This window comes from Agromyces sp. NPDC058484 (assembly GCF_042720415.1).
Taxonomy (GTDB): Bacteria; Actinomycetota; Actinomycetes; order Actinomycetales; family Microbacteriaceae; genus Agromyces.
In genome coordinates this window covers 1-12,237 of record NZ_JBHXMP010000004.1, presented here as the reverse complement: position 1 = coordinate 12,237, position 12,237 = coordinate 1, and the positions used below count along the sequence as shown (strand labels likewise).

11 protein-coding genes and 1 pseudogene are annotated in these 12,237 nt (G+C 71.2%); 4 read left to right on the top strand and 8 right to left on the bottom strand.

The annotated features are described in order from the left end of the window. Window positions 1–20: 20 nt before the first annotated feature. From ACFWN7_RS04610 to ychF, 4 genes are all read right to left on the bottom strand, one after another. Window positions 21–440, bottom strand: a complete 420-nt coding sequence (locus tag ACFWN7_RS04610; RefSeq protein ID WP_376937552.1) for a type II toxin-antitoxin system VapC family toxin — start codon at window positions 438–440, stop codon at window positions 21–23. Beyond that, a complete protein-coding gene (locus ACFWN7_RS04605) occupies window positions 437–670 on the bottom strand; it encodes an Arc family DNA-binding protein (protein WP_376937551.1) in 234 nt (77 codons plus the stop codon). Before ACFWN7_RS04605 ends, ACFWN7_RS04610 begins: the two co-directional genes overlap by 4 nt. Window positions 671–724: 54 nt before the next feature. Next, the gene (locus ACFWN7_RS04600; protein WP_376937732.1) at window positions 725–1,066 is read right to left on the bottom strand and encodes a hypothetical protein; all 342 of its coding nucleotides are present in this window, start codon (window positions 1,064–1,066) and stop codon (window positions 725–727) included. Window positions 1,067–1,177: 111 nt separating this feature from the next. Then, window positions 1,178–2,251, bottom strand: a complete 1,074-nt coding sequence (gene ychF, locus ACFWN7_RS04595) for a redox-regulated ATPase YchF (protein WP_376937550.1) — start codon at window positions 2,249–2,251, stop codon at window positions 1,178–1,180. A gap of 234 nt (window positions 2,252–2,485) precedes the next feature. Between ychF and ACFWN7_RS04590 the strand changes: the two genes are divergently transcribed. After that, window positions 2,486–4,678, top strand: coding sequence for a CHAT domain-containing protein (locus ACFWN7_RS04590; protein ID WP_376937549.1), 2,193 nt, complete (start codon window positions 2,486–2,488; stop codon window positions 4,676–4,678). After that, window positions 4,675–6,984, top strand: coding sequence for a caspase domain-containing protein (locus tag ACFWN7_RS04585; protein ID WP_376937548.1), 2,310 nt, complete (start codon window positions 4,675–4,677; stop codon window positions 6,982–6,984). Before ACFWN7_RS04590 ends, ACFWN7_RS04585 begins: the two co-directional genes overlap by 4 nt. 7 nt (window positions 6,985–6,991) lie before the next feature. Here the strand turns inward: ACFWN7_RS04585 and ACFWN7_RS04580 are convergent, their stop codons facing one another. Continuing rightward, entirely contained in the window at window positions 6,992–7,771 is a 780-nt protein-coding gene (locus ACFWN7_RS04580) for a class I SAM-dependent methyltransferase (RefSeq protein WP_376937547.1), read from the bottom strand. Window positions 7,772–7,910: 139 nt separating this feature from the next. Here ACFWN7_RS04580 and ACFWN7_RS04575 point away from each other — a divergent pair, with 139 nt between their 5' ends. After that, window positions 7,911–8,528: an exonuclease domain-containing protein gene (locus tag ACFWN7_RS04575; RefSeq protein WP_376937546.1), complete on the top strand. Its 618-nt coding sequence runs from the start codon at window positions 7,911–7,913 to the stop codon at window positions 8,526–8,528. Between the two features lie 290 nt (window positions 8,529–8,818). Continuing rightward, the gene (locus ACFWN7_RS04570; RefSeq protein ID WP_376937545.1) at window positions 8,819–10,168 is read left to right on the top strand and encodes a DNA recombination protein RmuC; all 1,350 of its coding nucleotides are present in this window, start codon (window positions 8,819–8,821) and stop codon (window positions 10,166–10,168) included. A 55-nt stretch (window positions 10,169–10,223) separates the two neighbouring features. On the opposite strand, the gene ACFWN7_RS04565 is transcribed toward ACFWN7_RS04570, so the two are convergent. The 3 genes and pseudogenes from ACFWN7_RS04565 to glpX form a co-directional block, all read right to left on the bottom strand. Further along, window positions 10,224–10,619, bottom strand: a complete 396-nt coding sequence (locus tag ACFWN7_RS04565) for a VOC family protein (protein ID WP_376937544.1) — start codon at window positions 10,617–10,619, stop codon at window positions 10,224–10,226. A gap of 93 nt (window positions 10,620–10,712) precedes the next feature. Next, window positions 10,713–12,077 carry an MFS transporter gene (locus tag ACFWN7_RS04560; RefSeq protein ID WP_376937543.1) on the bottom strand — a complete coding sequence of 455 codons (1,365 nt, stop codon included), beginning with the start codon at window positions 12,075–12,077 and terminating at the stop codon, window positions 10,713–10,715. 46 nt (window positions 12,078–12,123) lie between these two features. After that, window positions 12,124–12,237: pseudogene (glpX, locus tag ACFWN7_RS04555) on the bottom strand (fructose-bisphosphatase class II); the annotation flags it as partial.

Genomic DNA, 12,237 nt, shown 5'->3' with positions numbered 1-12,237 from the left:
ATCGCTGGAGGAGACGCCAGTCAAACTTCCCATGGGTTGAGCAGTTCGATTCCGGTCTCGACGAAATCCTTGGTGTTCCGCGTCGCGCATGTGGCGCTGTGGGCCCGGCAGATCGCCGCGATCTGAGCGTCGGCCGTGCTGATCGGAAGCCCCGCAGTCTCGCGCGCGACGAGTACGTCGGCGTAATGGGTGGCAGCCTCGTCATCGAAGGCCAGTACCGCCCTGGTCGCTCGGTAGGGCTGAAGTGCGGCATCGATCTTCGTACTCAGCGCCGACCTCCGCTTGCTGTCAGGGAGTCGGCGAGCGCCGGCGAGAAGTTCGGCGAGCGTGATCGCCGTGATGGAGACGTCGGCGGTGAGGGACTCCAGCCACGCGACAACTCGAGCGTCCGGATGCGGCCTGAACACCTCCGAGATGACGTTCGTGTCGAGGATGATCACCCGAAGTCCACCGCTCGCGCGACGTCCGTGCGTTCGGGCACCGGGAGGCCCTCGATCCCGCCCGCCTCCTGCGCCGCCTGCATGAGTGCCAGGCCGATGTGGGGCCGATGCGCGGCTTTCGTGAGGATGTCGCGAACCTCGGCCTCCATGGACCGCCCGTGCTCCTTCGCCTGCGTCGCGAGCTGCTCCTTCACGGACTCGTCGAGCCCTCGGACGATGATGGATGCCATCAGGTCGACCTCCTCCCAAGTGCTATCGTCTATGATAGCACCGGGTCGGATGTTTCAAACGAGATCCTCGAACGATTCCTCGCCGGGCCGCCATACCATCCATGACCCGTCCTCAAACCCGCTCAGCATCGCGATCTCCGGGCCCACCAGCTCATCCAGCTTCGGATGAATCACGAGGCGGCCCGTCTGAAACGAAAGGACGATACCGGTGCCCGTTTGCTCGACCGTACCCGCAACTTCTTGTGCGACTAAGGCGCGAAAAGCGTCACCGTACCCAGGATCGGGCTCAGCGTAGACAACCCCCCGGTACTCGACCGCGGGATACACGTCGCAGCTGAGCACCACGTTGCCCCCGCTCGCGATGTCGCCATCGAACCAGAGCATGACGTGGTCCATCGAGAACACGACCGCAGTGAGTCGCCGACCCTCGAGGCGGCTGAGCAGCTGATTCGGAACGTACTCCAACACACAGACCTCCGACGTGCCCGGAACACCGCACCTGGGCGACTACACGTTGAACCGGAACTCGACCACGTCGCCGTCCTGCATGACGTAGTCCTTGCCCTCCATGCGCGCCTTGCCCTTGGCGCGCGCCTCGACGACCGAACCGGTCTCGACCAGGTCGTCGAACGAGATGACCTCGGCCTTGATGAAGCCCTTCTCGAAGTCGGTGTGGATGACCCCGGCCGCCTGCGGGGCCTTCCAGCCCTTGTGGATGGTCCACGCGCGCGACTCCTTGGGGCCCGCCGTGAGGTAGGTCTGCAGTCCGAGCGTGTCGAAGCCGACGCGGGCGAGCTGGTCGAGGCCCGACTCGTCCTGTCCGGTCGACGCGAGCAGTTCCGCGGCATCCGCCGGGTCGAGGTCGATGAGCTCCGACTCGATCTTGGCGTCGAGGAACACGGCCTCGGCGGGCGCGACGAGCGCAGCGAGAGCGGCCTTCTTCGCGGCATCCGTCAGCGTCGCCTCGTCGACGTTGAAGACGTAGATGAACGGCTTCGCGGTGAGCAACCCCAGTTCGCGAATCGGTGACAGGTCGACGGATGCCGCAGACAGGGGTGTGCCCTGCTGCAGCACCTCCTGCGTCTCGAGCGCGGCGGCGAGCACCGACGGGTCGAGCTTCCGGCCCTTCACCTCCTTCTCATAGCGCAGGATGGCACGCTCGAGGGTCTCGAGGTCGGCGAGGATCAGCTCGGTGTTGATGGTCTCCATGTCGGCCTTGGGATCGACCGTGCCCTCGACATGCACCACGTCGGAGTCGTCGAAGCCGCGGATGACCTGGGCGATCGCATCGGCCTCGCGGATGTTCGCGAGGAACTTGTTGCCGAGCCCCTCACCCTCGCTCGCGCCCTTCACGATGCCGGCGATGTCGACGAACGACACGGCCGCGGGCAGGATCCGCTCGCTCCCGAAGATCCCGGCGAGCGTCTCGAGCCGTGGGTCTGGCAGGTTCACCACGCCGATGTTCGGCTCGATCGTCGCGAACGGGTAGTTCGCCGCGAGCACCTGGTTCTTGGTGAGGGCGTTGAAGAGGGTCGACTTGCCGACATTCGGGAGTCCGACGATTCCGATGGTGAGAGCCACGGGGGTCTATCGTACCCGCCGCGCTCAGGGCGCTCCCTCCGCGGCATCCGGGGCCGCCCTGAACCTGCGGCCGGATGCTGGCGGACGTGACCGCCGCGGTCGTATGCTGCGCCCAAGGGTCGAAAACGAGCGTCGCTCAGGATTCGCTCGGGCGGCGGTGGCAGTCGAGGGAGAAGCGGCCATGTTCGCCAGGTGCAGGCGAGTCGACGGATGCCGCAGGCGGAGGTTCGCGCCATGAAGCCGCCGCCGGCGGTGCTCGGTGCGCGCGGGGCGGTTCGCCTGCTCGCCGCGGCCGACGCGCTGCACTGGCCGCCGCCGTCGTCGGGCCGCGTGCTCGCGCGCGCGGATCTGGTCGGCACGGGCGGCGGACCGCCTGAACTCGTGCTCTCGCTCGCCGACGATGTCGATCAGCCGCGCGTCGTGGTGTTCGTGCAGCTCGGCGACCTGCTCTGCACCTTCCGCCCGTCGGGCGAGGACCCCGATGCGCTCGAGATCGTGCTGCCGTTCGCGCTCGGCCCGCGGCGCGCGATCGTCGTGGTCGTGGAATGCGAGACCGAGGCTGAGGCCGAGGAGTTGGCACGCATCTACGCGGCGGCGCGGGAGAACCTGGAAGCCGCTGAGCCCGAGCCCCCGCGCGAAGCCGAGCCGCCGATGGAGTCCGCCGAGCCGCAGGCGGATGTCGAGCCCCCACCGGATGCCGCACCGCCGCCGCCGGTGACGAGATCCGCGCCGCCGCCCCCGCCGATGCCGTCCTTCCCGGTGCCCGCGCCGTCGGCCCCTCCGCCGCCGGCTCCCTCGATGCCGCTCCCCGGCGATGGCCGCGGGGCCGGGCCGGAAGACGAGCTCGTCGAGAAACGCGCCCTCGCGCACGTGCTCGCCGAGATGCCGCAGCGCGTGGTCGTCGACGAGGAGTTCGAGGTGCGCTTCGCCATCAGCAGGCGGCTGCTCGAGGCATCCGCCGGCACCAGTCATGCCGCGCAGGCCATCGTCATCGACCCGAGACGCGATCTCACGGTGACGATCGCCCTCAGGGGCTTCCGCCTCGTCGACGGCCAGTCCGAGACGGTGACCGCGACGCTGCCGCATGGAGATGACGACGTCGACGAGCACCTGTTCCGTCTCGTCGCACCACTGCCCGGCAGAGGCGAGGTGTCGCTCGTGCTGCGCCAGGACGTCGACTTCCCCCTCGCCACCCTCCGGCTCACGGCCGAGATCGTCGCGGCGGGCGCTCGCTCGGTGGTCGAGCCCGCGGAGGTCGTGGCACCCGTCGTCGAGCCCGACTCCGACCTCGTCGAGCTCCCCAGCATCCGCATCGACGAGTCGATCGTCGGCACCGACTCGACCCTGCGCATCCGGGTCTCCGTCGGCGGCGACGCACGCACCTGCGAGGTCCACCTCGACGACAAGGCGGCCTTCATCTCGCGCACCTACCGGCGCGTGGCGGGCCTCCGCGCCGAGCTCGCGGGCATCCGAGACCGCGACAAGCGCGCGCGCCGGGGCCTGGCCCGCCTGCGCGACATCGGGATGGGCCTCGCGCGCACGCTGTTCGAGCCCGACGTGCTCGAGCTGCTCTGGAACGCCGAGCCCGACGGCCTCGACGGGCTCATCGTGCAGACCTCGGGCGAGCTCGACGTGCCGTGGGAGGTCGTGCATCTCGTGCCGCCGGCGGGCGTGGCCGACGACGGACGACCCCGCTTCCTCAGCTCCTACGGCCTCACCCGGTGGGTGTACGACACGGCGCACCCCACCGTGCTCAACGTGTCGCCCGAGCGCGTGCGCTTCGTGTGCCCCGACTACTCCGATCGGCGCCTGCGTCTGACGCACACCGGCGAGGAGCGGCGATTCCTCGAGCACCGGTTCGCGGCCACGACGATCGACCCCGACGACGCCGACGGCATCGCCGGGCTCATGCACGATGGCTTCGACCTGCTCCACTTCGCCGGTCACGGCCGCTGGAGCGCTGGATCGCCGCAGACGCAGGAGCTCCTCCTCTCGGCGTTCAGCGAGGCCGAGGACGTGCCGCGCGCCCGGTACTCCGATGGCGAACTGCGTCGCGACATGCCCGACCGCGGCCGGGTCGACGATGCCGACACGGGCCCGTTCGTCTTCCTGAACGCGTGCGACATCGGCCGCCTTCCCGCCGGCCCCGCCGCGCTCGGCGGGTTCCCCGAGGCGTTCCTGCGCGGTGGCGCTGCCGCGTTCGTCGGATGCTCCTGGGCGGTCGGCGACGACCCGGCCTCGACCTTCGTCGAGGCGTTCTACCTCGCACTCGCAGACGCCGACGCGACCATCGCCGACGCCGCCCGAATCGCCCGCCGGGCGGCCCGCGACGAAGCCGACCTGTCGGAGCTCGCCTATGCCGTGTACGCGCATCCGCGCGCGCGCATCCACCTCGACCCGCCGATCCCGGAAGGACCGCCATCATGAACGCCGTACGCCCGCCGAGCCCATCCGCTCCCCCACCGCCCCCGTCGGCCGCGGCGCCCGCCGCCCCGCGGGGAGGCCCGGCCCTGTCGGCCGCGGCGCTCGCCGACCTCACGCCGCACGTCATCGCGCTCGTGGACGGCAAGGTCGCGGCGGGCGCGCCCGGCGAGGCGCAGGCCGTCGACGACTTCCGCACCACGACGGGCGACATCGACGCCATCTTCGAGACGCACCTGCCCGCGTTCATCGCGGCGCACCGGCCCGGTCCGGTGCCGGTCGTGCTGTACGCGCACGGCGGGCTCGTCGACAAGGCGGCCGGCTTCGGCATCGCCGAGCAGCAGGTCGACTGGTGGAAGGAGAACGGGGTCTACCCCATCCACTTCATCTGGGAGACCGGCCTCGGCACGGCGCTCTGGGACGCGCTGCGACGCTGGGCGTCCGGCGGCCGGCGCGGCTGGGTCGACGAGGCGAAGGACACGTTCCTCGAGGTCGCCGCGCGGCTCCTCGGCGGCGGCGGCATCTGGAACGACATGAAGGTCGACGCGGCCGCGGCATCCGTGAAGGGCGGCGGCGGACACTACTTCGTGCGCGCCCTGGCCAAGTGGATGACCGACCATCCCGGCGAGATCGAGGTGCATGCCGTCGGCCACAGCGCCGGATCGATCTTCCACTCGCACCTGCTGAAGGCGGCCATCGAGGCGGATGTCCCCGAGATCGCGTCGCTCAACCTGCTCGCCCCGGCGGTGCGCATCGACACCTTCTCGAAGCTGCTGCTGCCGCACGCGAAGAGCGGCAAGATCGCGCGGCTCGCGGTCTTCACGATGGACGACGATGCCGAGCGCGCCGACACCTGCCTGCGCATCTACAACAAGTCGCTGCTCTACCTGGTGTCGGCCTCGTTCGAACCCCAGAAGGCGACCCCGATCCTCGGCATGGCGAAGTACCTCACCCGCGACGCCGAGCTCGCCGACTACTTCACCGGGGCCTCGGCCGACGGCGACCTCGTGCTCGCACCGAACGCGGTGGGCGTGCGCACGGCGAGCGCCGCGACCGCGCACGGCGACTTCGACGACGACCCGCCGACGATGGAGAGCGTCGCGCGGCGGGTGGCGGGCGTCGCCGACGTCACGCCGTTCCCGAAGGGCCGCGGACGCGCCGTCGCACCCTGGCCCGAGTACGAGGACCTGCCCGCGGCGGCGGCCCCCGGGTCGCGTGCGGTCGGCGGCGCGGCGGCCGGAACGGCGGTCGACGGCGCCGCGCCGGGCACCGGCGCGCGCCGCGCGCTCTGCATCGGCGTCGACGCCTACCCCGACGAGGGCGACCGCCTGCGCGGCTGCGTCGCCGACGCGCGCGCCTGGGGCGAGGCCCTTCGCACGGCCGGGTTCGAGGTGACCGAGCTGACGGATGCCGCGGCCACCCGCGACGCGATCCTGCGCGCCATCCTCGAACTCGTCAGCAGCGCGTCGCCGGGCGACGTGCTCGCCGTGCAGTACTCGGGTCACGGCACCTTCGTGCCCGACCTCGACGCCGACGAGGAGGACGGCGACGTCGCGAAGGACGAGGCGCTCTGCCCGGTGGACTTCCGCCAGGAGGGCCGCCTCATCATCGACGACGACCTCGCGCGCATCTGGGACGTCATCCCCGAGGGCGTGAGCCTCACCGCGTTCTTCGACAGCTGCCACTCGGGCTCGGCGAACCGGGCGCCGCGCGTCGACCTGACGCCGGTGGGCGACGCGCTCCCGCGCGCCGTCGAGCTCACCCGCGAGGACGAGCACGCGTACCGGGTCGATCGCGGAGTCGCCGCGGCATCCGCAGAGCCCGATTCCGTGCGCGACGCGGCGATCGAGCGCGTGCTCGCCTCGGAGGTGGTGACGGTGACGGCTCCACGGGCCGCCGGCGTGCGACGCGAGGTGCTGTTCAGCGCCTGCAAGGCCACCGAGGTGGCGTGGGAGTCGGGCGGCCAGGGCGACTTCACGCGCACGGCGATGCCGCTGCTCGACACGAGCGTGGGCAGCGTCTCGAACCGGGACTTCGTGCGCTCGGTGGTCGAGAAGTTCGGCCCGAACCGCAGGCAGACGCCGGAGTTCCACGGCGAGGAGGTGCTCGGGGGCCGCATCCTGCTCGGCACGGCGAGCGCGTCGCCGCCCGGCACGAGCGCTGCCGTCGCGACGAGCGGGACGGGCGCGACCGTGCACATGGGCGATGCAGGCGGCGGGTCGCGCGAGGACACGGCCGAGGCGGCATCCGCTCGTCAGCAGCGCGCGGTGGTCGCGATCCTGCGGGCGACGGCCGACCTGCTGGAGAGTTGAGGCATCGTCAGCCGAGGCGTGCGCGGAAGCAGCGCGTGACATACGGCACGGCGAGTTCCGCGGCGCCGGCCAGGTCGGGGTGCGTCTCGAGCAGGGTCTCGAGGGCGGCGATCGTCGCGGCCTGCTCCCCGGGCGACGCCGTGATGTGGTGGCTGCGCGAGCGCACGAGGTCGAGGAACCTCGCCCGCGACATCCGCTCGCTCCACTCGATCGCGTGCTCCTCGATCGCCCCGAAGGGCCGGCCGATCGTCACGTAGCTCTCGAACGTGGCGCTCGCGTCGTGGCGCTCCTGCATGATCTCGCCGGCTTGCCTGAGCCAGTCGGCACGAATGTCGCGGCTGTTCCACACGAGTCCGAGCACGCCGCCCGGCCTCAGCACGCGGGCGATCTCGGGAACCGCGCGCTCGGGCTGGAACCAGTGCCACGCCTGGCCGGCGACGACCGCGTCGACCGACGTATCCGCGAGGGGGATGTCCTCCGCCGTGCCGAGGACGCGCGGCACGCCAGGCACCGCGATCTCGAGCTCCTCGAGCATCTCCTCGACGGGGTCGACGGCGATGACGTCGCGGTCGAGCGCGACGAGCGCCTCGGTGAGCTTGCCGGTGCCGGCGCCGAGGTCGAGCACGCGCGGCGCGTCGCCGATGAGCCACTCGACCGCCTCGACCGGGTAGCCGGGCCTCGCCCGGTGGTAGACGGATGCCGCGGCGCCGAACGATCGGGCGGTCGCCGCCATCGCGGGGTCCGTCGGGTCTGCGAGGAGCGCACCACGTTCGCCGTTCTCGTCCACGCCGCCCATTCCACGCCTGCGACGAGGCATCCGTCAACCGTTCGGTGCCGTCCGGGGCCGTCCGGGGCCGTCCGGAGACGTTCGCGACCCGCCCGGCGACACGCCCGGCCGTGTCCGGGCCGCGTGCGACGATGCTCCCGTGCCAGTGGACTTCACCGCGATCGACTTCGAAACCGCCAACTCGTCGAGCGCATCGGCGTGTTCGGTGGGGCTCGTGAAGGTGCGTGACGGCGTGGTCGTCGATCGGGTGCACCGGTACATCCGGCCGCCGTTCCCGCACGACGAGTTCTCGGAGTGGAACGTGCGCATCCACGGCATCACCCCCGCGATGGTGGCGGATGCCCCCGGCTGGGCCGACCAGGTCCCTTCACTCGTCGAGTTCGCCGCGGGCGACGTGCTCGTGGCCCACAACGCCGGCTTCGACATGGGCGTGATCGCGAAGACCTCGGCCGCGGTCGGGCTGGATGTGCCCGACTTCCGCTCGCTCTGCAGCCTGCAGGTCGCCCGCCGCACCTACCACCTCGACTCCTATCGGCTGCCGGTCGCGGCCATGGCCGCCGGGTTCGAGGGCTTCTCGCACCACGACGCGCTCGCCGACGCGGAGGCGTGCGCGGCCATCATCGTGCACGCCGCGAAGCGCCACGAGGCCGACGACCTCGAACGGCTGGCGCACATCACTCGCGTGCCGTTCCGCGCGATCGGCCCGGTCGCCACGCCCGACGACCGCGCCGCGCACGCCCCGATGGCGCTGCAGTAGCGGCACCCGCCCCCTCCCGTCGAGTACTGCCCGCCCCGCCCGTCGAGGAGCAGGCCGCGCAGCGGCCCGCGGATCGAGATGCGCCCTGCCCGAGCGCCTCGCGCTGCCGCTCGCGCGCCAACGCAGGAAGAAACGCCGATCTCATCCCTCACCCTTCGCGCGACACTCCGATCGCCGCTGGAATGTTCCTGCAGTGGCAACACGCGCACCGACGGTCGAGGCGGCGCGGGCGTCCCGCCGTGCCGGGGCCCCTCCAACCCGATGTCGGCGGCCCCTGCGACACTTTCGGCATGGACCTTCTCGCACTCCTCATCGGCCTCCTCGTCGGCGCGCTCCTCGGCGGCCTCGCCGTCGCCGTTCGGTCGTCACGACGCGCCACGAGCGTGCCCACCGCCGAAGACCCGGCGCTCGTCGAGGCCCGGCATCAGGCCCAGCTCGCCGAGGTGCGGGCGGGCGAGGAGGCCGCGCGGTCCCTCCTCCGTGAAGAGCTCGCCGCCACGCAGGCCACCGGTGAGGCGCTGCGCGGTCAGATCCTCGCCGCGCAGCAGCAGCAGCGAGAGATCGTCGAGCAGCATCGTGCCGAGCAGCAGGCGCGCGAGGCGCGCGAACAGGCCGAGAGCCGCGTGCTCCAAGCGCTCGCGCCCGTGAAGCAGTCCCTCACCGAGATGCAGTCGAAGGTCACCGAGCTCGAGTCGCAGCGGCACCTGCAGCACGGCGAGCTGACCCAACAGCTGAAGTCCGCCGCCGAGTCCGAAGAGCGCCTGCGCTCGACCGCCGAGGCGCTGGCCTCGGCACTGCGCTCGAACAGCACACGCGGCGTGTGGGGCGAGACGCAGCTGCGAAGCGTCGTCGAGGCCGCCGGCCTGCTCGAACGCGTCGACTTCGACGTTCAGTCGAGCATCTCGAGCGATTCGGGCCACGGTCGCCCCGACATGGTCGTGCGCCTGCCGGGCGGCAAGTCGATCGCGGTCGACGCCAAGGTGCCCTTCAACGCCTACCTCGAGGCCAGCCAGATCCCGGCGACCGCGAGCGGCGCCGAGGCCGCACGCCGCGCCGAGTTCCTGAAGCAGCATGTACAGGCGGTCCGGGCGCACATCACCGCACTCGGTTCGAAGGGCTACTGGAACGGGTTCGACGCCTCCCCCGAGCTCGTCATCGCGTTCATCCCGAGCGAGTCGCTCGTCTCCGCCGCACTCGAGACCGACCCGAGCATCATGGAGTTCGCGTTCTCGAAGCGCGTGGCACTCGCCTCGCCCGTCACGCTGTGGTCGGTGCTCAAGACCGTGGCCTTCTCGTGGCAGCAAGACGTGCTCACGAACGAGGCGAAGACCCTCTTCGACCTCAGCCGCGAGCTGTACTCGCGCCTGGCGACGACCGCCGGCCACATCGAGAAGCTCGGCCGCACGATCGAGCGCAGCGTGAAGGACTACAACTCCTTCGTCGGCTCACTCGAGCGCCAGGTGCTGCCGACCGCACGCAAGCTCGGCGCGCTCGACGAGTCCAAGATCCTCGCTCCGCTCAAGGGCATCGAAGAGGCGCCTCGGGAGCTCACCGCCTTTGAGCTCGTGGCCGGTGCCGCCGCCGACCTCGACCCCGAGCTGCGACTTCAGTTCGAGGCACCCGACGCGACGAACGGCTGAACACGGCGACCAGGCGTCCCCGCCGCGCCCCCGCGGTCAGGTCCGTCGCCGGCGGTCAGGTCACCAGTACGCTCAGCACGTTCCCCGCGGGGTCGCGGAACCACGCGATGTCGGGGCCCATGCCGGTGGCCGAGCCTCGCGCGATGCCGCGCTCGTCGGTGCCGAACGCATCGCCCTCCGTGTAGATCTTCGTCACGACCCCCGCGGCGTTGAGCTCGTCCACCGCCGCATCGATGTCTTCGACGACGAGGTTCAGAATCGTGAAGGTCGCCGGAGTGTGATCGGGTTTCGGATAGACGAAGACGGCCTGTCCCGACGGCAGGGTCAACTGGAGCGCACCCGCCATCGGCTCGTCTTGCACGGGCAGTCCGAGCTTCGTGCCGTAGAACTCCCGCGCCGCGGCGATGTCATCGACGCTGAACCCGGAGAACGCATCGCGCACAGTGACCATGGTGGACTCCCCTTTCAGAGCGTGCCCGCCCAGCCTCCCATTCGCTGGTCCTGCTGTCCAGGACGCGCGTCGAGCTCTCCGTCACCCACCGCATCACGACTCCGTGCGTGCATGCGGCTCGTCGACCGGCGACGCGAAGCCGGCCGCAGCCTCGGCCCCCGTCACGGGTGTCGCATCGAGCGCTCCCTCGAGAGGGTGCGCCAGCTCGTCGCGGCCGAGGCGGGCGAAGGCGAGCGTCGCGATGGCGAGGAATGGCGGCACCAGCCCGGCGATGAGGAACGCCGGCGCGAGCCCGATCGCCTCGCCCACCGGGCCGGCCACGGCCATCGAGATCGGCATCAGGGCGAGCGAGACGAAGAAGTCGAGGCTCGACACGCGACCGAGCATGGACGGCGGCACCCGACGCTGCAGCAATGTGCCCCACACGACCTGCGCGCCATCGAAGAGCAGCCCGCAGATGAAGAGGGCGATGAGCATGACCCACAGCCACGAGGTGTACCCGATGATCGCGAGCGGCACGCAACCGATGCCCCACGCGAGGATCATCAGGGTGAGGTAGCGCCGCGGCAGGCGGAACGACGCGACCGTGATCGAACCGACAGCGCCTCCGAAGCCGAACGCCGCCAGGGCGAGGGCGAAGGCTGCCGCACCGCCGCCGGTCTGGTCCTTCACCGCGAACGGCAGGAGCACCTCGATCGGCCCCATGATGAGGAACACGAGCACGATCGAGAACACGAGCGTCGCGAAGAGCCAGCGCGTGCGCATCAGGTAGGCGAACCCGTCCCGCAGGTCGACGAACGTCTGGTGCACGGGATGCAGCACCGCCTCGCCCGCGTCGCGCCGCACCGGTGTGGTGCGCATCACGGCGAGGACGACCGCGGCGACGATCTGCATCCCGCCGACCGCGGCGAAGGCGAGCCACGGTCCCTGCAGCGCGATGAGGCCGCTCGCGAGCACCGGGCCGGCCGCCTGCATGACGGCGGGCCGCAGCACGCCCTCCACGCCGTTGGCGGCCAGGAGCTGCTCGGGCGGCAGGATGGCCGGCAGCCACGCCGAATACGCGGGATAGAAGAACCCGTCGGCCAGGCCGAGCACGAACGAGATCACGGCGATGTGCCAGACCTCGATGACGCCGCTCGCCGCGAGCAGCGCCGCCGTCGCGAAGCCGACGCCGCGCACCACCTCGACGACCAGCAGGATGCGACGCTGCGGGATCCGGTCGGCGGCCACGCCGCCGAACAGCACCGCCACGACGAGTCCCAGGCTGGCGCCCACCGCCACGAGCGAGAGATCGGACGGCGAGCCGCCCAGTTCGACCACCTGCCAGACCGCCGCGACGAGCCACGCCCCGGCGCTCAGCAGCGACGCCGACAGCGCGGCGATGAGCAGGCGGTACTGGCCCGAGGCGAACGGGCGCAGGGCTCGCGGAAGTCGACTCGCGTCGGTCATCGGGGTCATCGGCCCATTCTCGCGCGACCCACGGACATCCGCCCGTGGCATCCGGTCAGCGCTCGGTCTCGTCCAGCCACTTCTCGATCAGGTGGTCGGCCGCGATCCGGCGGATCGTGCCCGACTTGCCGCGCAGCACGATGCTCTCGGTTCGGATGATCGGTCCCTT